Below are 21,697 nucleotides of genomic sequence, written 5' to 3'. Positions count from 1 at the left end.
GCAGTATGACGGCCTTTCAGGGAAGACGCAGGGGCCTGTGGACGACGGGGCCCGCGGCAGGTCGGCCGGTGGTCAGCGGCGCTTTCGGTGGAGGGCGATGGCGGCCGCCGTGCCGCCGGCCACCGCGCCGACACCGGCCGCCGCGGGGATGCCGACCTTGGCCGCCTTGCGGCCGGTGCGGTAGTCGCGCAGGCGCCAGTCCATGCGGCGGGCGTGCTTACGCAGCTTGGAGTCCGGGTTGATCGCGTAGGGGTGGCCGACCAGCGAGAGCATCGGGATGTCGTTGTGCGAGTCGCTGTACGCCGCGCAGCGGCTCAGGTCCAGCTCCTCCGCGAGCGCCAGCGCGCGCACCGCCTCCGCCTTGGCCGGACCGTGCAGCGGCTCACCCACGAGTTTGCCGGTGTACACGCCGTCGACCGACTCGGCGACCGTGCCCAGCGCCCCGGTCAGCCCGAGCCGGCGCGCGATCACCTGGGCGATCTCCACCGGTGCCGCCGTGACCAGCCACACCCGCTGCCCCGCGTCGAGGTGCGCCTGGGCCAGCGCCCGGGTCCCCGGCCAGATCCGCTCGGCCATGTACTCGTCGTAGATCTCCTCGCCGATGGACTGCAGCTCGGCGACGCGGTGACCCTGGACGATGGAGAGCGCCGAGTCGCGGGCCTCCTGCATGTGCTCGGGGTCCTCGACCCCGGCCAGCCGGAACCACGCCTGCTGCCAGGCGAAGCGCGCCAGCTCGCGCGTCTCGAAGAACTTCCGCTTGTACAGGCCCCGCCCGAAGTGGAACAGGGCCGCGCCCTGCATCACCGTGTTGTCCAGGTCGAAGAACGCGGCGGCCCGTTCGTCGCCGGGTACCGGGAACTCCGGTTCGCGTTCGGCAAGGTCCTGGGTCGACTTGCGTGCTGCCTCCGCCGAGGCCTCGCCTGCCAACACGCTCCGCGCCGTGGCGGAGCGCCTACGGGGAGTGAGCCATCCGAGAGCGGCCATGGCGTGAGCATAGCCAGTCCGCCCGGCGGCTTTCGGATCCGCGGGGTTGGGACGTCGTGAACTCTCCGGGGCGGCGGCGTTACGCCCCGCGCGACAATGGCCCGTATGAGCCCTCTCTTCCGCCGCAACACTCCGGCCGCCCCGCGGGACCGGCTCGTCACCCTTGTCCGCAAGCCCGGCTGTCACTTGTGCGACGACGCGCAGGTGGTGGTGGAGAAGGTGTGCGACGAGCTCGGTGTTCCGTGGGAGCGGAAGGACATCACCGAGGACCGGGAGCTGTACGACCGGTACTGGGAGCAGATTCCCGTGGTTCTCGTCGACGGCCGTCAGCACACGTTCTGGCGTGTCGACGAGGACCGGCTGCGCAAGGCGCTCAGTGACTGACCGGCCAGTACAAAGTGGCCGGAAAGTCGCTTAGGATCGATGGTGGCTTGATCTCGGGGGCGGGATTCACAGAGGAGAGTGTGCGGTTTTGCCCCCAGAAGACAAGGAACGGCGGTGCTCGTGCGCCGGTTCCAGCCCAGTGCGCCGGGGGCGCGTGACCCCGGTCACGTTGGCCGGGCAAATCGGACACAATCTTTGTGCACGCGTTCACAAAGACATAGCCTGCATTCGACGGGGCGGTCCGAGGGCGTATGGCCTGACGTGTGACCGCCTGAAGCCCCGCTCTACCCGCAGGAGCACCGTGGCAACTGGCCGAACTCACCGACCGGCGACCCGTAGCCGAGGGATTCCCGAGGCCACCGTCGCCCGTCTTCCGCTGTACCTCCGTGCCCTCACCGCGCTCTCCGAGCGCTCGGTGCCCACGGTCTCCTCGGAGGAGCTGGCGGCCGCCGCGGGGGTCAACTCCGCGAAGCTGCGCAAGGACTTCTCCTACCTGGGTTCGTACGGCACCAGGGGCGTCGGCTACGACGTCGAGTATCTCGTGTACCAGATCTCCCGTGAACTCGGCCTCACGCAGGACTGGCCGGTTGTGATCGTCGGGATCGGTAACCTCGGCGCCGCCCTCGCCAACTACGGCGGGTTCGCCTCCCGTGGGTTCCGGGTCGCCGCGCTGATCGACGCCGACCCCGCGATGGCCGGAAAGCCCGTCGCCGGGATCCCGGTGCAGCACACCGACGAGCTCGAGTCGATCATCACGGACAACGGCGTGTCGATCGGCGTGATCGCCACCCCCGCCGGTGCGGCCCAGCAGGTCTGCGACCGGCTCGTGGCCGCCGGTGTCACCTCCATCCTGAACTTCGCGCCGACCGTGCTGTCCGTGCCGGACGGCGTCGACGTACGCAAGGTGGACCTCTCCATCGAGCTGCAGATCCTCGCCTTCCACGAGCAGCGCAAAGCCGGTGAGGAAGCGGCGGCCGACACCGCCGTCGCCCCCGCCGCCACCCGCAAGCAGTCCGCCACCGACCAGGGGCCCGACGGGGACGTACCCGCCGTGATGCCGGCATGAGTCTCCTCGTCGTCGGACTGAGCCACCGCAGCGCGCCGGTCAGCGTGCTGGAGCGGGCCTCGCTGGCCGTGGACGCGCAGACCAAGCTGCTGCAGGACACGGTCGCCGCGGAGCCCGCCGCCGAGGCCGCGGTCCTCGCCACCTGCAACCGCATCGAGCTCTACGCCGACGTGGACAAGTTCCACGCCGGTGTCGCCGAGCTGTCCACGCTCCTCGCCCAGCACAGCGGGGTCGGCCTGGAGGAGCTCACTCCTTATCTTTATGTGCACTACGAGGACCGCGCCGTCCACCACCTGTTCTCGGTGGCCTGCGGGCTGGACTCGATGGTCGTGGGCGAGGGGCAGATCCTCGGCCAGATCAAGGACTCGCTGGCCCGGGCGCAGGAGACGCACACCGCCGGGCGGCTGCTGAACGACCTGTTCCAGCAGGCGCTCCGGGTCGGCAAGCGCGCCCACTCCGAGACCGGGATCGACCGCGCCGGGCAGTCCCTGGTCACCTTCGGACTGGAGCAGCTCGCCGTCGGCCGGCCCGTCGAGGGCTGGGCGCACGGCAAGAAGGCCCTGGTCATAGGCGCCGGCTCAATGTCCTCGCTGGCCGCGGCCACGCTCGCGCGGGCCGGTGTCGCCGAGGTCGTCGTCGCCAACCGCACGCCCGACCGCGCCGAGCGGCTCGCCGAGATCCTCACGGCGGGCGACGACACGAACGTGCTGGCCCGCGCGGTACCGATGGCCTCGGTGCCGTTCGAGCTGACACGTGCAGACGTCGTCGTCTCCTGCACCGGTGCGACCGGTCTTGTCCTCACCGCCGACGCGATCGCGGCGGGGGTCGAGAGCCGTACCGGCGAGCAGCCGGTGGTCGTCGACCTCGACGCCGCGGCCGACGAGGCTCCTGCGGCGCCCGCCCCCGTCGGCGCCGGCGCCGACGAGAACTGCCCGCTCGACCTGACCTCCGTGCGCCCCGGCTTCTCCGTGATGGGCGAGGCCGCTGTCGCCGGTATGGACGCGGCCACGCTGGAGCAGCACGCCGCGTGGGCCACGGGCACGACCGTCGACCGCCGCCGCACCGACCGCGGCGGCCCGGAGGCGGACGCCGAACTGATCGGCGCGCTGGCCGCGACCGCGTCCACCGTCGGCCGGATCCCCGAGCGGCGCCGCCCGGAGCCGGTGGCCGAGCCGCCGCGTCCGGAGCCCGTGCTCTTCCTGCTGGATCTCGCGATGCCGCGCGACATCGACGCGGCCGCGCACCGGCTGGCCGGCGTACGGCTGGTCGACATCGAATCGCTGGCGGACGCGTCCGCGGACGCTCCGATGGCTGCCGATGTGGACCAGGTCCGGCGTATCGTCTCCGACGAGGTCGCCGCGTTCGGGGCGGCCCAGCGGGCGGCGCACATCACGCCGACCGTCGTCGCCCTGCGCACCATGGCGGCCGATGTGGTGGCCGGAGAGATCGCCCGTCTCGAGGGGCGGCTTCCCGGCCTGGACGACAAACACCGCGCGGAGATCACGCAGACCGTGCGGCGGGTGGTCGACAAGCTGCTGCACGCGCCGACGGTACGGGTCAAGCAGCTCGCGGCCGAGCCCGGCGGCGCCGGGTACGCCGACGCGCTGCGCACCCTGTTCGACCTCGACCCCGAGACGGTGGCCTCCGTCTCCCGCGCCGAGGAAAGCACCGAGAAGAACGCAGAGAACCGAGGGCCGGGATGACTGAGAAGGCACTGAGGCTGGGGACCAGGCGCAGCAAGCTCGCCATGGCCCAGTCCGGGCAGGTGGCGGATGCCGTGAGCCAGGTGACCGGACGGCCCGTCGAGCTCGTCGAGATCACCACGTACGGCGATGTGTCGCGCGAGCACCTCGCGCAGATCGGCGGCACGGGCGTGTTCGTGGCCGCGCTGCGGGAGGCGCTGGCACGCGGCGAGGTGGACTTCGCGGTGCACTCGCTGAAGGACCTGCCGACCACGCAGCCCGACGAGCTGGTCGTGGCGGCCATTCCGGTGCGCGAGGACCCCCGCGACGTGATGATCACGCGCGAAGGGCTGAAGCTCACCGATCTGCCGCGCGGCGCCCGCATCGGCACCGGCTCGCCGCGCCGCATGGCGCAGCTGAACGCGTTCGCGCGCAGCCGCGGCATGGAGATCGAGACGGTCCCGATCCGGGGCAACGTCGACACCCGCATCGGGTACGTCCGCAAGGGCGAGCTGGATGCCGTGGTGCTGGCCGCCGCCGGGATGAACCGGATCGGACGCAGCGACGAAGTGACCGACTTCCTGTCGGTCGACACGATTCTGCCCGCCCCCGGCCAGGGGGCACTGGCGGTCGAGTGCACCGCGGACAACGCGGACCTCATCGCCGCGCTCGCCGAGCTCGACGACCCGTTCACGCGGGCCGCCGTGACGGCCGAGCGGTCACTGCTCGCCGCCCTGGAGGCCGGCTGCAGCGCTCCTGTGGGTGCGCTGGCCGACCTTTTGGCCGACGGGCAGACTGTCAAGGAAATGCGCCTGAGGGGTGTCGTCGGCTCGACCGACGGTGCCACGCTGGTGCAGCTGTCCACCACCGGTCCCGTGCCCGAGACGCACGAGGCGGCGATGGCGCTCGGTCGCGAACTCGCCACCGAGATGCTCGCGCAGGGCGCGGCCGGTCTGATGGGGGAGCGAGCACATTGAGCCCCACCACCCTTCCCGCCCCTCCGGAACACGGGCACGTCACCTTCCTCGGTGCCGGACCCGGGGATCCGGGACTGCTGACTCTGCGCGCCGTGGAGGCGCTCGCGAACGCGGACGTCCTCGTCGCCGAGCAGGACGTGCTCGACGTCGTACGGACGCATGCCAGGCAGGGCGTCGCCGAAGTGCACACGGACGCCGATCCGTCGCTTCCGGGCACGGGCACGCCCCAGCTGACGGTCGTTGACGGCGCGTCAACAACCGCCGGTGTCCCCGCGATGAGGGATGCCGGACATCTTCTCATGGAGGCCGCGCGGGGCGGCAGGCGGGTCGTGCGTGCGGTGTCCGGTGACCCCGGGCTCGACGCGTACGCCGCCGAGGAGATGCTGGCGTGCGCCTCGGCCGGGGTGCCGTTCGAGGTCGTCCCCGGTGTCGCCGCCGCGGTCGGCGTGCCCGCGTACGCCGGTGTGCCGCTGCGCGACGCCCAGGGCACGGATGTGCGGTTCGTCGACGCGCTCACGGCGTCCGACCGGTGCTGGACGGAGGTCGGGGCGTCGGACGGCACGGTGGTCGTCTCCACCACGCTCGATTCCGTGGCCGCGGCGGCGGGCGAACTGGTGTCCGCCGGACGCAAGCCCGACACCCCGCTGACGGTGACGGTCGGCGGTACGACGACCCGGCAGCGCACCTGGACGGCGACGCTCGGGACGATCGCGCAGACGCTGAAGCAGGCGAAGGTGCTGCCCTCCCCGGAGGGCGGCCGGCCGGTGATAGCCGTGGTCGGTGAGCGTTCCGCCGCCGCTCAGCGCGACCGGCTGGCGTGGTTCGAGTCCAAGCCGCTGTTCGGCTGGAAGGTGCTCGTCCCGCGCACGAAGGAGCAGGCGGCGTCGCTCTCCGACCAGCTGCGCTCGTACGGGGCCGTGCCGCACGAGGTGCCGACGATCGCCGTGGAGCCGCCGCGCACCCCGCAGCAGATGGAGCGGGCGGTCAAGGGCCTGGTGACGGGCCGCTACGAGTGGATCGCGTTCACCTCGGTCAACGCGGTGAAGGCGGTCCGGGAGAAGTTCGAGGAGTACGGTCTCGACGCCCGCGCCTTCGCCGGTATCAAGGTCGCCGCGGTGGGCGATCAGACGGCCGCCGCGCTGATCGCCTTCGGCGTGAAGCCGGACCTGGTGCCGAGCGGCGAGCAGTCGGCGGCGGGCCTGCTGGAGGACTGGCCGCCCTACGACCCGGTCTTCGACCCGATCGACCGCGTCTTCCTGCCGCGCGCCGACATCGCCACGGAGACGCTGGTCGCGGGCCTGATCGAGCTGGGCTGGGAGGTCGACGACGTGACCGCCTACCGCACGGTCCGCGCGTCGCCGCCGCCCGCGGAGACCCGGGAGGCCATCAAGGGCGGCGGCTTCGACGCGGTGCTGTTCACCTCGTCGTCGACGGTCCGGAACCTGGTCGGCATCGCGGGCAAGCCGCACAACGTGACGGTCATCGCCTGCATCGGTCCGGCGACGGCGAAGACGGCGGAGGAACACGGCCTGCGCGTCGACGTCATGGCTCCCGAGCCGTCGGTCCACAAGCTGGCGGAGGCCCTGGCCGACTTCGGCACGCGGCGCCGACTGGCGGCGCTGGAGGCCGGTGACCCGGTGACGAGGCCGAGCGAGCGGCGGCCGGGGGCACGGAGACGCCGGTCGACGACGTGAGGTGAGGCAGGGGCGCCCTTTCGGGGGCGCCCTTCCTCGTTGATCAGCGGCGCCCTCCTGCCCGCCGGGCAGGGACCGCGAGCGGTCGACATACTGCTGGTCACCGCATGGCGTGGTCCGCTGTCGCAGACGTGGCCCGCACGCATGTAGTTGGGGTGTGGGCCACGTGTGTTTGCTGCGTCAGCGCCCGGTGGCGTACGGCAGGAAGGCCGACCAGGCGGCTGAGGTGAGGTTGAGGCGAGGGCCTGCGGGGTTCTTGGAGTCGCGGACGAAGACGTGACTCTCGTCCGGGGTGGCCACCTCGACGCAGTCGGGGCCGCTGGACGTGCTGTAACTGCTCTTTATCCACTCCAGCTTCATGTCTCTCCAAGCACTTTCTCGATGAGGGCCATCGACTCCCGTGGGCTGAGAGCCTGTGCCCGGATGATTCCATACTGGATTTCCAGGAGCTGCACCTCTTTCGGCTCCGTGATCACGCGACTGATGTGCGCCACCTCGACATGACCGACCGTGGTGCCGTCCCCGAGCCTGAGCAGCCGGAACGAGCCGTCGAGCCCTGAATTCTCCTCTCGGCTCAGCGGCAGTACCTGAAGGTCGACGTTGCGGAACGCGCAGACTTCCAACAGCCATTCGAGTTGCCCACGCATCACCATCTTGCCCCCGATGGGCCGTCGAAGCGTCGACTCGCACTGGACGAAACTGAGGGCCGCCTGGCCTGTCGTGTCGCTGACGATCTCCTGTCTCGCCACTCGGGCCGACACCTGCTGTTCCAACTGGTCGGCGGTGAAGGGCGGGCGGCGGGCGCTGAGCACTGCCCGTGCGTACTCCTCAGTCTGCAGCAATCCATGGACGACAGAGTTGTTGTAGGCGCACAGCTCCGTGGCCTCCGCCTCCAGCTTCTTCAAGTCCCGTACCTTCTTCGGGTACCGGACCTCCGCCACGTCCTTCTTCATCGCGGAGATCTTGCCGCCCGCGCCCAGGACCTCGTCCGCCGCGTCCAAGTACTCCGGCCGGGGAATCCGCCGCCCCCGCTCGACGCAAGAGACCAGCTCCTCCCCGTACCCGATCGCCGCCCCGAACTCCGCCTGGGTGAGGCCGGCCGCCTCCCGCCACAGCTTCAGCTGCCGGGTGACCGTCCGCATCACGGCCCCGGCCTCTTCGTCGTCCAGCCCCGCTTCCCACTCGCCCATGTTCGCCGCCTCCCGTCGCGCGCCCTTCCCCGGACCAACTCCGGCCGCCCACGCCCGGTCACCCCGGGCAGGGCGGACAGAAACCGGGCAGCGGCGTACAGCCACCGGCCGTACGAGCTGCACGTATTCACAGCGTGCACACGCGTGAGCACATTGAGTGGCGAGAATCCGGGACTCCGCATCGCGGACAGAGAAGGGACCCCCATGAGGACACTCGCCCCCGAGACCCCCTGGGCGCTGCGCCTGGTCACCGACCGGCTGCCCGTCGACCTCGACACCGATGCAGCGCGACTGCGCGCGGTCATGGCAGAGGACCTCGCCGCGCGCGGAGCGCTGGACGATCCGGCCTGGCGGGCGGCGGTGGAGGCGGTGCCCCGGCACCGGTTCGTGCCCTGCTTCTACCTGCCCGCCGAGGAGCGCGACGAGCAAGGGCTCACCGTGTGGCAGCCGGTCACCGCCGCGCTCGACCACGGGCGCTGGCTGGCCGCCGCGTACTCCGACACCACGCTCATCACGCAGTTCGACGGCGACGAACCCGACTGGGAGAACCCGGTCGAGCGTCACGGCGGAGCCCCGACCTCGTCCTCCACGCTGCCGTCGCTCGTGGTGCGGATGTGGGCCGACGCCGAGGTCCGGGAGGGGCACACGGTGCTGGAGATCGGCACGGGGACGGGGTACTCGACCGCGCTCGCGTGTGAACGTCTCGGATCGGCCGGTGTGACGAGCATCGAGGTGGACCCGCACCGGCTGGAGCGGGCCGCGAGTGCGCTGCACGGCTGCGGTTACGCACCCACCCTCGCGGTCGCGGACGGGCGGTACGGGTACTGGCCTGAGGCCCCGTTCGACCGGATCGTCGCCGCCTGCTCCTTCCGGGCCGTGCCCCCGGCCCTGGTCGCCCAGACCCGGCCGGGCGGCAAGATCCTGCTGACGCTCTCCGGCTGGCTCTACGGGTACGCCCGCGTCCTGCTCACCGTCGCCGGGGACGGCACCGCCGAGGGGCGCCTGCTGGGCGGCACGGTCTCCTTCATGGCGGCGCGGACGCACGCGGCGCCGGCCTTCGGCAACCCCGCCCACTGGGCGGCGGAGCTGCCGGGGGAGTCGCGGATCGCCCGGCACGGGCCCGAGCGGATCACCGCCGCGACCGAGGAGGCTTTCCATCTGCGGTTCCTGGCGCAGAGCGCCGTACCCGACGCCCAACTGGCCACCGTCGGCGACGCGATGCATTTGATCGACGTGGTGAGCGGCTCGGCCGCCGCGCTGACGCCGGACGGCGACGGCGGTTGGCGGGTGCGGGAGGGAGGTCCGGTGCGGCTGTGGGAACGGGTCGAGCGCGTTCTCGACGGCTACGACACGGCGGGGCGACCGGGGCCGGAGACGTTCACCCTGTGCGTCCATGACGGCGGACAGCATCTGCGTCATGCGCGGCTGCCCTGCTTGCCGCTGCCGTCGCCGTGAGGAGGCGGGGCCCTTCCGTCCACCGGACCCGGGCGGCCCGGACAGCCACCGGTCGCACGGGCCGACCGCCTTCACAGCGGGCGTTTGGCTGAACACGCTGAGTGGCGTGAATCAGGATACCGTCGCACCGCGCATCCCGCTGCACCAGTTCACCGTGCCGCTCTCCGCCACCCGCCGGGGTGCCCGTCTCGCCCGTCTGCTCGCCACCGAGCAACTGCGCTCCTGGGAACTGCCACTGGACCCGGCCCGGTTGATCATCGCCGAACTCGCTGCGAACGCCGCCGTGCACGGCCGTGTACCCGGGCGGAGTTTCCGGCTCGGCCTCACCGTCACAGCGCCCGCCACCCTTCGTATCGAGGTCACCGACCCCCGGGGTGATCAACTGCCCTCGCACGCGCGAGCGGCCACCGGGGCGGAGCCTGCGGAGTCCGGCCACGGCCTGCTCCTGGTCGAGGAGCTGGCCGACCGTTGGGGCGTACGAACGGGCCCGGTGCCGTGCAAGACCGTGTGGGCGGAGTTGGACCTCGGCCGGTGACCGGGGCCCGTCAGCCGCGCGGGCCTGAAGGAACGCGCTCCAACACGGTCCAGCTCCAGTGACGTCCGCGGGTCACACTGGTCGTCTCGGCGGTGATGCGCCATCCGGACATCCATCCGCCACGGCCGTGATTGCGGGCCAGGCACGAGCAGGTGCACTCGTACCCGGAGGCATTCATACAGCTGGGGTTGCACCTCTCCGAGCTGTTGTACTCGCGTCCGAGGAGCACGCGGCCGTGCCGCTTGACGAGTGCGCCGGCGAGCTCGATGAAGTGACGCGTGGCCACGGACCAGGAGTCACCGCCGTGGTCCCATTCGGGACGGGCACGGCCATGGACGTGGCGATGGACGAACTCCTCGTGCTTCTGCCAGCCGTGTCCTGGGACCCAGTAACCGAGACGGCCGTGCGCCGGCAATGTGATCACCGGGGCTTCGGCGTCTTCCAGCGACGGGATCCAAGAGGGCCTGGGGACCGGTACCTCCTGGATGGTGCTGACAGGGCGGGGCGGGCGCCTGGCGATGACGGACGGATTCAACTCGTACAACAGCTCGTTCGGCGCCCCGGGGCGATAGCGGGGCTTGCTGGACTCGGGGCACTGTGCCCGCGCGTCAGCACGAGGCGGAGACCGCGCAGCGGCTCGTCCTCAAGGCTGCCTCCAGCATCGAGGCCACCGGCTTGAACACCCCGGCGCAGGCAGCGGCGTACGCGCAACTGCTCTGCACCACGTCGTACACGGCGGCTCGCGCGGGCGACCGTGACCAGGCGCTGTCGATGATCGGCGAGGCCGCGCGGGCTGCCCGCGGCCTGCCCGCAGTAGCGTCGGCCGGTCGCCTTTTCGCCATCACCCCCGCCTCCGTACAGCTGTACCAAGTAGGCGTCCACTGGGCACTCGGTGACGCCGGAGCCGCGATCAGGGCAGGTGGGCAACTCCGTCAGGAGCAGTTCACCACTGCGGAACGCAGGGGCCGTCTGCACACCGACTTGGCCCGCGCCTGGTGGCAGTTGGGGAAGCCTGAGCAGACCGCACAGTCCCTGCTGGCCGCCTTCCGTGTGACACCCGCCGAAATCCGGGACCGGCCCAGCATGCGGGCGATCGTCGAAGAGTTGCACTGCTCACATCCACGTGTCAGCGGTGTTCGCGAGCTTGGGCGTGTTGTCCTCGCCGGCGGGCCCCGGACCGGAGCCGGGTAGTACGGGACACGGTGGCGCGAGGGCCGGGGCTGCGGGCGGTAAAAGACCTAAGAACCCAGGGAAAAAACCAACCAACCAAACCAAACCTCACGTAGGTCACTCGGGCGGGTGAAACGTGTCGCACTGGCTGGCGCGGCGGTGGTTCGGGCGGGCAGTCTCGGCATCGTGGGCCGAGGCAACTCGGTGCCCTCACAAGCCCGTTCATACGTCGGCCCCCGCCGGGACTAGCACTCCCAAGGCGAGGGCCTGACCAAAGAGGAAGCCCAAACCCTTCCCCATGGCTGAGAAGAAGACTAGCCCTGCCACGCGCCCGATTCAGGGTGTTCGACGATCCGCCACCCCCTCCGGGGTGACACACGTACGCACGTACCAGTCCGGTCAGTACGTCGTCGTCGGTAACCACCTCGCCCAGCACCGTGAGTTGTCGCTGACCGCGATCGGACTGGCGGCCCACATCATGTCGGTGCCGGAGGGCACTCCGGTCGACATCCGCAGCCTCGCCGAGCGCTTTCCCGAAGGGCGGGACCGGATCGCGTTCGCGCTGCGGGAACTGGAGGCGCACGGCTATCTGGAGCGGGTGCGTGAGCACACGGAGGCCGGTCGCCTGGTGACGCGTACGTACGTCCACCACACGCCGGTGTCCGCGCAGGCAGATGTGTCGTCCCCGGCCCGGCCTGTGCGGGCGGTGGCGGGCGGGCACAGCGCCCGTCGGACCACTGTCGGGGCGGGCGGGTGCGAACCCCAGGAAGCGCCTCAGGAGAGCGAACAAGCGCCCGGTGAGTCGATCGTCCCCGAAGCCCCCGAGGCTCCCCAGGCCCCCGAGTCCGTCCCCGACGCGCCCGCCCCGGCAAACCCGCCGCCCCGGCCCGCCCGCCACGACCGGCGATCCGAGGAAGCGGTCACCCTCCTCGCCGGCCTGCGCCGCACCGACGCGCGCCTCACCCTGTCCCTCCGGGACGTGAACAGACTGGCCCCAAGTGTCGTCGACTGGCTCGAACGAGGTGCCACCGCCGCCGTTGTGCACCGCACCCTGACCGCCGACCTGCCGGTCGTGATGAAGCACCCGGCCGGTGTGATCGCCTATCGCCTCCGCGAGTTGCTGCCTCCGCCGCTTCCCGCGGTCCCGGCGTCCCCATCGGTCACCACCGGTGCCCGCCGTCCGCACCCACTCCAGGACTGCGACGGCTGCGAGCGGGTGTTCCGCGCCCCGGCTCCCGGCCGCTGCCGCGACTGCCGGTCCGGTCCGGTGCCGGTGCGTGAGCTCGTAGGCGCCGCCTGAGCAGGTCTCCGGGCTGCCCTCAGGGGCGTCAGGACAGCTCGCGCAGGGCGCGGCCGAGCACGGCCACTCCTTCGGTGATCGTGCCCGGCGGGTCCGCCGCGTAGCCGAGGACCAGGCCCGGGGGGCCCGGGCGTTGGCGGTGCCAGGAGAGGGGGTGGCACTTCACGCCTTCGGACAGGGCCGCGGTGGCGAGTGCGGTGTCGGGGACGTCCGGGGTGTAGGTGACCGTCAGGTGCAGGCCGGCCGCCGCGCCGTGGACGACCGCGCCCGGGAGATGTTCCCGTACGGCGTCGATCGTCGCGTCGCGGCGGCGGATGTGGCGGGCGCGGAGCAGCCGCAGGTGGCGTTCCAACTGGCCCGACTCCATCAGGTGGGCGAGGACCAGCTGGGGCAGCACGGCGTTGCCCAGGTCGGCGATGCGTTTGGCGTCGGTCAGCGCCTTCAGGTGGCGGGCCGGCGGGAGGAGCCAGCCGATGCGCAGTGCGGGGGCGAGCAGTTTGGAGACGCTGCCCATGTAGTGCAGGCGGTCGGTGACCAGGGAGCGCAGCGCGGGTACGGGCGGGCGGTCGTAGCGGTGCTCGGCGTCGTAGTCGTCCTCCAGGATCAGTCCGCCGTCCGCGGCCCAGCGCAGCAGTTCGCGGCGCCGCTCGCCGCTGGTCACCACGCCGGTGGGGAACTGGTGGGCGGGGGTGAGGAGGACGGCGCGGGCTCCGGTGGCGCGCAGCGCGTCGATGCGCAGGCCGTGGGCGTCGACCGGGACCGGCGGGGTGTCCAGCCCGCCGCCGCTCAGGTGCTGACGGGTGCCGAGCGAGCCGGGGTCCTCCACCGCGACACCGGTGATGCCGTCCGCCATCAGCACCGGGTTCAGCAGCGTGAGCGCCTGCGCGGTGCCGGCGACGATCAGGATCCCGTCCGGATCGACCCGGATACCGCGGCTGCGCGCCAGCCAGTCGGCCACGGCGCGGCGCAGCCGCGGGTCGCCGCGCGGGTCGCCGTATCCGAGGTCGGGGGCGGACAGTTCGGCGAGCACGGCGCGTTCGGCGCGCAGCCAGGCCGTGCGGGGGAACGCGGAGAGGTCGGGCCGGCCGGGGGTGAGGTCGATACGGGCGTCGGCGGCGCGCAGCGCGTCGAAGACGTCGGCGCCGGGTTCGCCGGTGAAGGGGGAGTGCGGCGCCGGCTCAGCGGTGTGCGGGGCCTGCGGGGCGCGGGCCGGGGGTGCCGCGACCACCACCGTGCCGCCGCGTCGGCGCCCTTCGACATGGCCGTCCTCGGCGAGCCGCCGGTACGCCTCGGTGACCACGCCGCGCGAGACGTGCAGTTCGGCGGCGAGCACCCGGGTGGCCGGGAGCCTGCTGCCCACGGTCAGCCGGCGGTCGGTGATCGCCTGTCGCAGCCGCTGTGCCAGCCAGTCCGCCTTGCCGCCCGCCGGTGCTTCCCCGGGGTGCAGGGAGAGGAAGTCGGAGCCGGGCGCCGGGGCGGTGGCGTCCGTCGCCGCATCGGCTGTCGGCCGTTCCCGCTCGCTCACCGCACCCATGGTGCCATGTGCCCGTCACCGTGCCCGGGTGCCGGACAAGGGCTCGTCGCTGAACGTGAACTCCCGCGCGGAGGAGGTCAGAAGGGCCGTCACGGGGTGGGTCCGCCAGTGCGCGGTGAGTTCCGCGGCGATCGTCTCCACCACCGCCGCGACGGTGTCCGCGCCGCCGTCGTGCGCGGCTTCCGCCACGACGAGGATCCGGCCGGTGTGCTCGCCGACCGCGGAGTGGCCGCTCTGCCGGTTGGTCCAGCGGCGGGCATGCGCCCGGCCCGCGGAGTCGGCGTACGTCACCTCGCCGGGGGCCGGGTGTTCGGTGCCGCCGCCGAAGGTCGTGTACTCCTCGTCGCCGTGGGCGTGGCGCACTTCGAGCAGGGGGCCTGTGATGCGGTCGGCGTCGAGGACGGCGACCGGGACGGCGTACGCGACGGAGATCGCGTTGCACAGGTCGACCACCGGGTGGATGCGGGGCAGCTCTCCTTCCTTGCGCAGTCGCCGCAGCAGGGACTCCGAGGCGCACCGGTACTGCGTCGGCTTCAGCCCCATCCGGGCGAACGTCCGGCGCCAGGCGAGCACTTCGGGGAACTGGCTCTCCGTGGCGTCGGCCAGCCGGGTCAGGGCGCGGGCGGTGTACTCCGCGACGCGGGGGCCGACGTCGGCCGCCGGGCCGATGCCGGTGGTGTGCAGGGCGCCCGCCGCGAGACGGGGGTGGGTGGACCAGATCGTGTCCGTGTGCCGGAATCGCATGTCAGGCCACCGCCATGCGGGCGCTCAGCCCGACGAAGCAGACGGCGAAGACCCGGCGGATGCCGGTCATGATCCGGGGGCGGGTCATCAGGCGGTCGCGCACGGCCGCGGCGCACAGGCCGTAGGCGGCGAAGACGACGAAGGTCAGGGCCATGAAGACCGCCCCGAGCCGGAGCATGGTGCCGAGGGAGCCGGGCGTGCCGGCGGGCACGAACTGGGGGAGGAAGGCGACGAAGAACATCGTCAGCTTCGGGTTCAGTACGTTGAGGAGGACTCCGGAGGTGATCACGCGGAGCGCCGGCCGCGGCTCGGTGTCCGCCGTGACGGTCAGCGCGTCCTTGTCGCGCAGCGTCGTCCACGCCATGTACAGCAGGTATCCGACACCGAGGTACTTCACCACCGAGTAGGCCACGGCGCTGGTGTGCAGCAGCGCGGCGAGGCCGCTGATCGTCGCCACCAGGTGCGGTACGACGCCGAGCGTGCCACCGAGCGCGGCCACCAGGCTCGCCCGGCGGCCGTGGGACAGCCCGGCGGCGAGGGTGTACACCACGCCGGTGCCGGGGGTGACCACCACGACCAGGGTGGTCAGCAGGAACGCGAGACTCACAGGATGCCTCCGGGAGGTCGACGGTCCTCCCAGCCTGGTGCGGGAATGGTCCGAAGGGCAGAGCCAAAGGGTGCGTGGTCCACAGGTCCAAAAGGCACGGGGTCCGGTGCACGGCACCGGGGCCCCGTGACCGGGCGCGTGCTCGTCAGACGAGGCCGGCCGACAGGAGGCCGCCGCCCGCGGCGACCGCGTAGGCGAGGCCGCGCCGCCCCGCGGTGACCGCCCCGGGGTTGCCCCGCGTCGACAGCACCAGCACGGCGTTCGCGGCGAACGCCGGAAGCAGGATGCCGAACAGCGCGAACGTGCCGACCGCCCTGAGGGTGAGCTCGACCGGCGCGGCGACGGCGCCCGCCACCATCGCGACCGCGGCGATCGCGTACAGCGTCCCCGACGCGAGGGTGATGTCGTCCCTCTTCCGCGGGGCGGGCCCGCGCCCCTTGGCGTGGTTCCAGTGGCGACGCTCGGTGCCGACCCGGGCCAGCACCATGATCACCACCTCGACCGCCAGGACGATCACGGCGACATCCTCGATCGTCACTGCACTCACCCCCGTGCTTCTGCGAACCGTGGTCGGGGACGAACGTAACTACCGTCCGGTAACCGCGTAAAGGATCTTGAGCAGGATCAGAGGCTTCACCCGGCCGGACCGGCCGGCCCGCCCGCGGGGCCGCACCGTCATCGGCCCAGCCGGCGGATCGGGGCGCCGGCCAGGTGGGCTTCGATGTTCTCGACCGCCTGGGTGTAGTACGTGCGGTAGTTGAGCTCCGAGACGTAGCCGAGGTGCGGGGTCGCCAGCAGACGGGGTGCGGTGCGCATCGGGTCTCCGGCGGGCAGCGGCTCGGTGTCGAAGACGTCGACGGCGGCGCCCGCGATGCGCCCCTCGTGCAGCGCGGTGAGCAGTGCGTCCTGGTCGACGAGCGCCGAGCGGGAGGTGTTGACCAGATGGGCGGTCGGCTTCATCAGGGACAGTTCGGCCGCGCCCAGCAGACCCCGGGTGGTGTCGCCCAGCACCAGGTGGAGCGAGACGAAGTCGCTGCGGCGCAGCAAGTCCTCCTTCGAGGAAGCGAGTTCGACGCCCACCTCGTCCGTCCGTGCCCGGGTGAGATGAGGGCTCCAGGCCAGGACCTGCATGCCGAAGGCGAGCCCCACCCGCGCCACCCGGCTGCCGATCTTGCCCAGGCCGAGCAGCCCGAGGCGGCGTCCGTGCAGGTCCGCGCCGACCGTCGACTGCCACGGTCCGCCCGCACGCAGGGCGTTGTGCTCCGTGACGATGCCGCGGGCGAGCCCGAGCAGCAGCGCCCAGGTCAGTTCCACCGGCGGGGTGGGGGAGCTCTGGGTGCCGCAGACCGTGACGCCGTTGCGCTCGGCGGCCGCGTGGTCGATGACGGAGTTACGCATCCCGGACGCGACGAGCAGCTGCAGCCGGGGCAGCCGGTCGAGGAGGGAAGCGGGGAACGGGACGCGTTCGCGCAGCGTCACCGCGATGTCGAAGTCCGCCAGCACCGCCGCCAGTTCGTCCTCGGTGGCGAAGTGCTCGGTGAAGGAGGTGACGTCCACGCGGTCCTGGACGGGGCTCCAGTCGGCGACGGTCGTGGCGATGTTCTGGAAGTCGTCGAGCACGGCGCAGCGCAGCCGCATGTCAGTCCTCTCTCGCGGGGTCGAGGGCCCCGGCCACGGCCCGGGCGAACGCGTCCGGGTTGTCCAGCATGATGGTGTGGCCGCAGTCCGGGACCGGGATCACCGAGACGCCCGCGGCCGCCAGCTCCGGGGTGCCGGGGAACGGCCCGTCCGCCTCGGGGAACAGGAAGGTGCGGGGCACCGGCAGGGCGAGCAGCAGCTCGCGCATCGTCGGCTCGGTGCCCTTCACCAGGTGGGTGGCGCTGCGGTGCAGGGCCTCCCGGCCGGCCAGCCGCATCGTCGACCACCAGTGGGCGCCCACCCGGTCACGGACCTCGCGCCAGCCGCCGGACACGAACTCCTCCTCCGTGTACGCGGCGATCCCGCTGCTGCCGGCCGCGCCGGGGACCCGGGGCAGCGGGTCCAGGTTGGCGTCGACGAGAACGAGCCGGGACACCAGCTCCGGGTGGCGGGCGGCGAGCACCACGGCCACCGAGCCGCCCATGCTGTGGGCCACGAACTCCGCGCCGGTGACGCCCGCGGCCTCCAGGGCGGCGGCGAGCGCGTCGGCGTGGTCCTCGAGGGTGTAGGCGAAGGAGACGGGGCGGTCGCTGTGGCCGTGGCCGAGCAGGTCCACGAGGAGGGAACGCCGGCCCGCGAGGAGCGGATGGACGGCGGTCGCGGTGAAGTACGCGGGGGAAGTGGCGCCCAGTCCGTGGACGTACACGCGCGCCGGGTCCCGGCCCGGCAGCTCGACCCAGCGGATGCGGTCGCCCTCGGCCGTCACGGCGGCACTGTGCACGGTGTCGTTCCCCTCGGTCGCGTGGTCGCGTGGTCGCGGCAGAGGAGAACGGTACTCACACCGTGTCGCCGAAGCGCAGGAGGTCCGACGGGTCGTACGCCCCCTTGGCCCGCCGCGGGCGTTCATGGACCTCCGGGGCCCACGCCCGGGCGCGGTCGGCCGCGGCACCGGGCCTGCCGTGGATGTCGATCACCGTGCGGTCCGTGCCGTGGGTGGGGACATCGCCGTGTGCGGTTCCGTCCGGGTGGTCCGGTGCCACGGGGCCCGTCGTCGGGGCCTTTCCTCCGGCATGCCCCGGGCGCGGGGCCCGCACGGTGGCCCCCGGCCCGCCGACTCGGCGTCGGCAAAGGCACGGGCGGGGCGGGCGTAGCGTAGGTGGTATGACGACGTACGGATCCTTCCCCGGCACGCGGCCGCGGCGTCTGCGGACCACCCCCGCCATGCGGCGCATGGTCGCCGAGACCAGGCTGCACCCGGCCGACTTCATCCTCCCGGCCTTCGTGCGCGAGGGCGTCGGCGAACCGGTGCCGATCGCGGCGATGCCCGGCGTCGTGCAGCACACGCGGGACAGTCTGAAGAAGGCGGCCGCCGAGGCGGTGGCGGCCGGGATCTCCGGGATCATGCTGTTCGGTGTGCCCGAGGAGTCGAAGAAGGACGCCGTCGGGACGCCGGGCACCGACCCGGAGGGGATCCTTCAGGTCGCCCTGCGGGATGTGCGGGCCGAGGTCGGGGACGACCTGCTCGTCATGTCCGACCTGTGCCTCGACGAGACCACCGACCACGGGCACTGCGGGGTCCTCGACGAGCAGGGCCGCGTCGACAACGACGCCACGCTCGAGCGGTACGCCGAGATGGCGCAGGTGCAGGCCGACGCGGGCGCCCATGTCGTCGGGCCGAGCGGGATGATGGACGGGCAGATCGGCGTCATCCGCGACGCCCTCGACCAGATCGGCCGGGAGGACGTGGCGATCCTCGCCTACACCGCCAAGTACGCCTCCGCCTTCTACGGGCCGTTCCGGGAGGCCGTCGCCTCCTCGCTCCAGGGCGACCGCAAGACGTACCAGCAGGACCCGGCGAACGTCCGTGAGTCGATGCGCGAGCTGGCGCTCGACCTGGAGGAGGGTGCCGACATGGTGATGGTGAAGCCGGCGGGCCCGTATCTGGACATTCTCGCCCGGGTCGCGGACACGGTGGACGTGCCGGTGGCGGCGTACCAGATCTCCGGTGAGTACTCGATGATCGAGGCGGCCGCCGAGAAGGGCTGGATCGACCGGGACCGGGCGATCCTCGAGGCGCTGACCGGCATCAAGCGGGCCGGCGCGCGCAACATCCTCACCTACTGGGCCACCGAGGTGGCCCAGAAGCTGAGTGCCGCTCAGTAGGTGAGGGCGTCGTCCATCGACTGCTGCCAGTACGTCACCGTCAGGGAACTGTCGTAGTAAACGCCCTTGGCCGGCAGGGACGGGATGGCGGACGGGCCGCCGCTGCTGTTCGGGGTGCGGCCCTGGAAGCCGACGGTGAGCTTGTGGCCGGTGGTGCCGCCGTCGCCGCTGCCGTCGGCGGCCGACAGCAGGACACCCGCGTACGCCGACTCGCCCGGGTTGAGGCTCACCACGGCCTGCGGCTTGCTCTCCTCGACCGGCTGCGGCACCCACTGCATCTCGTCGAAGCGGAGCACCGGGTAGTAGGTGAGGTCGCAGAGCTTGGATCCGGTGTTCTTGACCGTGATCAGCATGTGGTTGAGGGGGCGGGGGACCGGCCGGGCGGTGACGGTGGTGTTGGAGCCGTTGCAGGCGACGCGGCTCCCCGGGTCGTCGGAGTCGGAACCGCCCGAGGCGCCGGTGCCCCCGTCCGTGTCCTTGCCGCCGTCGGCGCCTTCGTCGTTGCCGTTGTCCTTGCTTCCGTCCTTGCCCCCTCCGGACTCGGAGGACTTGTCCGAACCCGAACCCGCACCCGTGCCGTCCGACGGGTCCGAGGGCGAGTCGGCGGGCGTGTCCGCGGTCGCCGTCGCGGTCGGCGCGCCCGCGCCCTCGTCCTGGGTGCCCGTACCGTCCTCGCAGGCGGTGAGGGCGAGCGTGGCGAGGGTGATGCCGGCGGCGGCGAGCAGGCGGAGGCGGGAGCTGCGCATGGCGAATTCCTTGTCATCAGTACGAGTTGGGCGGGCCGCTCGACCGTTCGGCGGGAGCGGCGTGCTTGGATGACCAGAGCTTGTGGGGAGATCCGTCCCGGCCGCCACACCCGGCGGGCCATCCGGGACGCTGGAACGCTCACACCGCTGTGACCTGGGGAAACGACCGTTCCCTGGAACGGCGGAACGGGACACGGGGGAGGGAGGAACGGTGTCGGAAGGCATGCCCGCGGCGGAGTTCGCCGCGTTCCTGCGGGAGTTGAAGGACCGGTCGGGGCTGAGCTACGGGGTCCTCGCCAAGCGGCTCCACATGAGTACGTCGACCCTGCACCGGTACTGCAACGGGGACGCGGTGCCCACGGACTACGCGCCGGTGGAACGGCTGGCCCGGCTGTGCAAGGCGGGCCCCGAGGAACTGGTCGAACTGCACCGGCGGTGGGTGCTGGCGGACGCGGCGCGGCGGCGCAAGCCCGAGCCTCCGGCGGCGGTGGCGCCGGAGAAGGACACCGGGCCCGTACCGGCAAAGGCGCCGGAGAAGGACACCGGGCCCGCGTCGGCAAAGGCGCCGGACACGGGCCGCCCCGCGGAGGCGGAGCTTCCGGCCGTCGGGGCCCCGGAGACGGACGGCGAACCCCGCCCCCGCCCCCGGCGCCGTACCCGAACCGCCGTCCTCGCCGGGACCGCCGTGGCCGCCGTGGTCGTCGGTGTCACGCTCGCCCTGGGTCTGCCGGACGGCGGGACGGACGGCGGCGGCCGCAAGGGACCGGTCGGGGCCGCGGGCGTCGACGGCAAGGACGTCACGGCCTCACCGTCGCTCTCCGCCTCCCCCTCCGCGTCGGCGTCCCCGTCCGCGTCCCCTTCCCCCGGGGCGAAGGGCAAGGCTCCGAGCAGCCCGCCGGCCTCCGGCTCCTCCGCCGCGCCGGACACTGCGGCCGGGGACCGCGGGGTGCCCCTCACCGTGCACACCGACCCCTACGCCTGGGAGAGCCCCTGCGGGCAGCGCTATCTGGTCAACCGGCCGGCGAGCGAGGTGAAACCGCCGCCGGAGGAGCCGGACGCGACGGCGTGGGTCAGTGCGTTCGGGGCCGTCTCCTCCGGGGAGCAGTACGTGCGGCTCACCGTGCAGGGGACCTCGGACGAGACGGTGGTCGTGGAGGGGCTCAGCGTGCGGGTGGCGGGCAAGCGGTCGCCGCTCGCCTGGAACGACTTCGTGATGGGCTACCCCGGCGTCGGCTGCGGTGGCAACGTGCCCACGCGTTCCTTCACTGTCGCCCTGGACGCCGCGCGCCCCGCCGTGACCCCTCAGGCCGGGCAACGGGACTTCCCGTTCTCGGTCAGCGAGTCCGACCCCGAGGTCTACTACATCACCGCCGACGCCTCCGCGTACGACGTGAGCTGGTACCTGGAGCTGAAGTGGTCCAGCGGCTCCCGCAGCGGCACGCTCACCGTGGACGACAAGGGCCGCCCCTTCCGCACCAGCGGCAACAACGGGCGCCCGGCGTACGAGTTCCCGCTGGGCGGCGAGGAGTGGGTGCCGGAGGGCTCGACGACGTTCGAGTAGGGGCGCACGCGTCGTCAGGACAGCCCGCCGGGCCGTGCCATGACCGTCACCGGAGCCCGGACGCGCCGAGGGACCCGCCGCCCGTGCGGCGCGTCGGGCGAGGACCGCATCGCAGCAGTGATCGACGGCCGCGGACGCGGCCGAGGCCCGGCCTCCCACGTGGGGGTGCCGGGGGTCGGTTTAGGGGGCGTCTGGGTGGGCGCATTGGCCTAGGGGCTTCCGGGTGTTCCAGTCCCTCTACAACACGATCTTTTCGGGTGGGCCCAT

The 21,697-nt window shown here is 72.4% G+C and carries 23 protein-coding genes; 11 read left to right on the top strand and 12 right to left on the bottom strand.

Features of this window, described 5'->3' with window-relative positions; genetic code table 11:
- Positions 1-72: 72 nt before the first annotated feature.
- Complete coding sequence (locus ACZ44S_RS37935) at positions 73-984, bottom strand: HAD family hydrolase (protein WP_466937829.1); 912 nt, start codon at positions 982-984, stop codon at positions 73-75.
- 96 nt (positions 985-1,080) lie between these two features.
- On the opposite strand from ACZ44S_RS37935, the gene ACZ44S_RS37930 reads away from it, so the two are divergent.
- From ACZ44S_RS37930 to ACZ44S_RS37910, 5 genes are all read left to right on the top strand, one after another.
- On the top strand, positions 1,081-1,368 hold the full coding sequence (locus ACZ44S_RS37930; protein WP_466937825.1) for a glutaredoxin family protein: 288 nt from the start codon (positions 1,081-1,083) through the stop codon (positions 1,366-1,368).
- Between the two features lie 301 nt (positions 1,369-1,669).
- On the top strand, positions 1,670-2,434 hold the full coding sequence (locus ACZ44S_RS37925; RefSeq protein ID WP_466937823.1) for a redox-sensing transcriptional repressor Rex: 765 nt from the start codon (positions 1,670-1,672) through the stop codon (positions 2,432-2,434).
- Positions 2,431-4,137, top strand: coding sequence for a glutamyl-tRNA reductase (locus tag ACZ44S_RS37920; protein ID WP_466937820.1), 1,707 nt, complete (start codon positions 2,431-2,433; stop codon positions 4,135-4,137). The genes ACZ44S_RS37925 and ACZ44S_RS37920 overlap by 4 nt, the downstream gene beginning before the upstream one ends.
- Positions 4,134-5,093, top strand: coding sequence for a hydroxymethylbilane synthase (gene hemC / locus ACZ44S_RS37915; protein WP_466937817.1), 960 nt, complete (start codon positions 4,134-4,136; stop codon positions 5,091-5,093). Before ACZ44S_RS37920 ends, hemC begins: the two co-directional genes overlap by 4 nt.
- Complete coding sequence (locus ACZ44S_RS37910; RefSeq protein WP_466937814.1) at positions 5,090-6,787, top strand: bifunctional uroporphyrinogen-III C-methyltransferase/uroporphyrinogen-III synthase; 1,698 nt, start codon at positions 5,090-5,092, stop codon at positions 6,785-6,787. Before hemC ends, ACZ44S_RS37910 begins: the two co-directional genes overlap by 4 nt.
- Before the next feature lie 180 nt (positions 6,788-6,967).
- Here the strand turns inward: ACZ44S_RS37910 and ACZ44S_RS37905 are convergent, their stop codons facing one another.
- Together ACZ44S_RS37905 and ACZ44S_RS37900 are read right to left on the bottom strand one after the other, a co-directional pair.
- Positions 6,968-7,147 (bottom strand): DUF397 domain-containing protein, encoded by a 180-nt coding sequence (locus ACZ44S_RS37905; protein WP_466937811.1) that lies wholly within the window; start codon positions 7,145-7,147, stop codon positions 6,968-6,970.
- Positions 7,144-7,977 (bottom strand): helix-turn-helix domain-containing protein, encoded by an 834-nt coding sequence (locus tag ACZ44S_RS37900; RefSeq protein ID WP_466937810.1) that lies wholly within the window; start codon positions 7,975-7,977, stop codon positions 7,144-7,146. The genes ACZ44S_RS37905 and ACZ44S_RS37900 overlap by 4 nt, the downstream gene beginning before the upstream one ends.
- Positions 7,978-8,181: 204 nt before the next feature.
- Between ACZ44S_RS37900 and tgmC the strand changes: the two genes are divergently transcribed.
- Positions 8,182-9,432, top strand: coding sequence for an ATP-grasp peptide maturase system methyltransferase (gene tgmC / locus ACZ44S_RS37895; RefSeq protein ID WP_466937807.1), 1,251 nt, complete (start codon positions 8,182-8,184; stop codon positions 9,430-9,432).
- 106 nt (positions 9,433-9,538) lie between these two features.
- Positions 9,539-9,967: an ATP-binding protein gene (locus ACZ44S_RS37890; RefSeq protein WP_466937805.1), complete on the top strand. Its 429-nt coding sequence runs from the start codon at positions 9,539-9,541 to the stop codon at positions 9,965-9,967.
- A 10-nt stretch (positions 9,968-9,977) separates the two neighbouring features.
- On the opposite strand, the gene ACZ44S_RS37885 is transcribed toward ACZ44S_RS37890, so the two are convergent.
- A complete protein-coding gene (locus ACZ44S_RS37885; RefSeq protein WP_466937802.1) occupies positions 9,978-10,391 on the bottom strand; it encodes a hypothetical protein in 414 nt (137 codons plus the stop codon).
- A 173-nt stretch (positions 10,392-10,564) separates the two neighbouring features.
- Between ACZ44S_RS37885 and ACZ44S_RS37880 the strand changes: the two genes are divergently transcribed.
- Positions 10,565-11,158: a hypothetical protein gene (locus tag ACZ44S_RS37880; RefSeq protein WP_466937799.1), complete on the top strand. Its 594-nt coding sequence runs from the start codon at positions 10,565-10,567 to the stop codon at positions 11,156-11,158.
- Positions 11,159-11,435: 277 nt separating this feature from the next.
- The gene (locus ACZ44S_RS37875; RefSeq protein ID WP_466937797.1) at positions 11,436-12,437 is read left to right on the top strand and encodes a helix-turn-helix domain-containing protein; all 1,002 of its coding nucleotides are present in this window, start codon (positions 11,436-11,438) and stop codon (positions 12,435-12,437) included.
- Positions 12,438-12,465: 28 nt separating this feature from the next.
- Here the strand turns inward: ACZ44S_RS37875 and pdxR are convergent, their stop codons facing one another.
- From pdxR to ACZ44S_RS37840, 7 genes are all read right to left on the bottom strand, one after another.
- The gene (gene pdxR / locus ACZ44S_RS37870) at positions 12,466-13,971 is read right to left on the bottom strand and encodes a MocR-like pyridoxine biosynthesis transcription factor PdxR (RefSeq protein WP_466937795.1); all 1,506 of its coding nucleotides are present in this window, start codon (positions 13,969-13,971) and stop codon (positions 12,466-12,468) included.
- Between the two features lie 15 nt (positions 13,972-13,986).
- Positions 13,987-14,715, bottom strand: coding sequence for a B3/B4 domain-containing protein (locus tag ACZ44S_RS37865; protein ID WP_466937792.1), 729 nt, complete (start codon positions 14,713-14,715; stop codon positions 13,987-13,989).
- 1 nt (position 14,716) lies between these two features.
- A complete protein-coding gene (locus ACZ44S_RS37860) occupies positions 14,717-15,322 on the bottom strand; it encodes a LysE family translocator (RefSeq protein WP_466937791.1) in 606 nt (201 codons plus the stop codon).
- 145 nt (positions 15,323-15,467) lie between these two features.
- On the bottom strand, positions 15,468-15,860 hold the full coding sequence (locus ACZ44S_RS37855; RefSeq protein WP_466937788.1) for a hypothetical protein: 393 nt from the start codon (positions 15,858-15,860) through the stop codon (positions 15,468-15,470).
- A gap of 137 nt (positions 15,861-15,997) precedes the next feature.
- Positions 15,998-16,960 (bottom strand): D-2-hydroxyacid dehydrogenase family protein, encoded by a 963-nt coding sequence (locus ACZ44S_RS37850; protein ID WP_466937786.1) that lies wholly within the window; start codon positions 16,958-16,960, stop codon positions 15,998-16,000.
- A gap of 1 nt (position 16,961) precedes the next feature.
- On the bottom strand, positions 16,962-17,741 hold the full coding sequence (locus tag ACZ44S_RS37845) for an alpha/beta fold hydrolase (protein WP_466937784.1): 780 nt from the start codon (positions 17,739-17,741) through the stop codon (positions 16,962-16,964).
- Positions 17,742-17,796: 55 nt separating this feature from the next.
- Positions 17,797-18,000, bottom strand: a complete 204-nt coding sequence (locus ACZ44S_RS37840) for a hypothetical protein (RefSeq protein ID WP_466937782.1) — start codon at positions 17,998-18,000, stop codon at positions 17,797-17,799.
- A 121-nt stretch (positions 18,001-18,121) separates the two neighbouring features.
- On the opposite strand from ACZ44S_RS37840, the gene hemB reads away from it, so the two are divergent.
- Positions 18,122-19,123 carry a porphobilinogen synthase gene (gene hemB / locus ACZ44S_RS37835; RefSeq protein WP_466937780.1) on the top strand — a complete coding sequence of 334 codons (1,002 nt, stop codon included), beginning with the start codon at positions 18,122-18,124 and terminating at the stop codon, positions 19,121-19,123.
- On the opposite strand, the gene ACZ44S_RS37830 is transcribed toward hemB, so the two are convergent.
- Positions 19,117-19,869, bottom strand: a complete 753-nt coding sequence (locus ACZ44S_RS37830; protein WP_466937778.1) for a DUF4232 domain-containing protein — start codon at positions 19,867-19,869, stop codon at positions 19,117-19,119. The genes hemB and ACZ44S_RS37830 overlap by 7 nt on opposite strands.
- A gap of 211 nt (positions 19,870-20,080) precedes the next feature.
- Between ACZ44S_RS37830 and ACZ44S_RS37825 the strand changes: the two genes are divergently transcribed.
- Positions 20,081-21,430 carry a helix-turn-helix domain-containing protein gene (locus ACZ44S_RS37825; RefSeq protein ID WP_466937776.1) on the top strand — a complete coding sequence of 450 codons (1,350 nt, stop codon included), beginning with the start codon at positions 20,081-20,083 and terminating at the stop codon, positions 21,428-21,430.
- Positions 21,431-21,697 lie beyond the last annotated feature (267 nt).

The organism is Streptomyces malachitofuscus (assembly GCF_055571035.1).
Note: the sequence above shows the minus strand (reverse complement) of the source record. Positions and strands in the feature narration are given on the sequence as shown.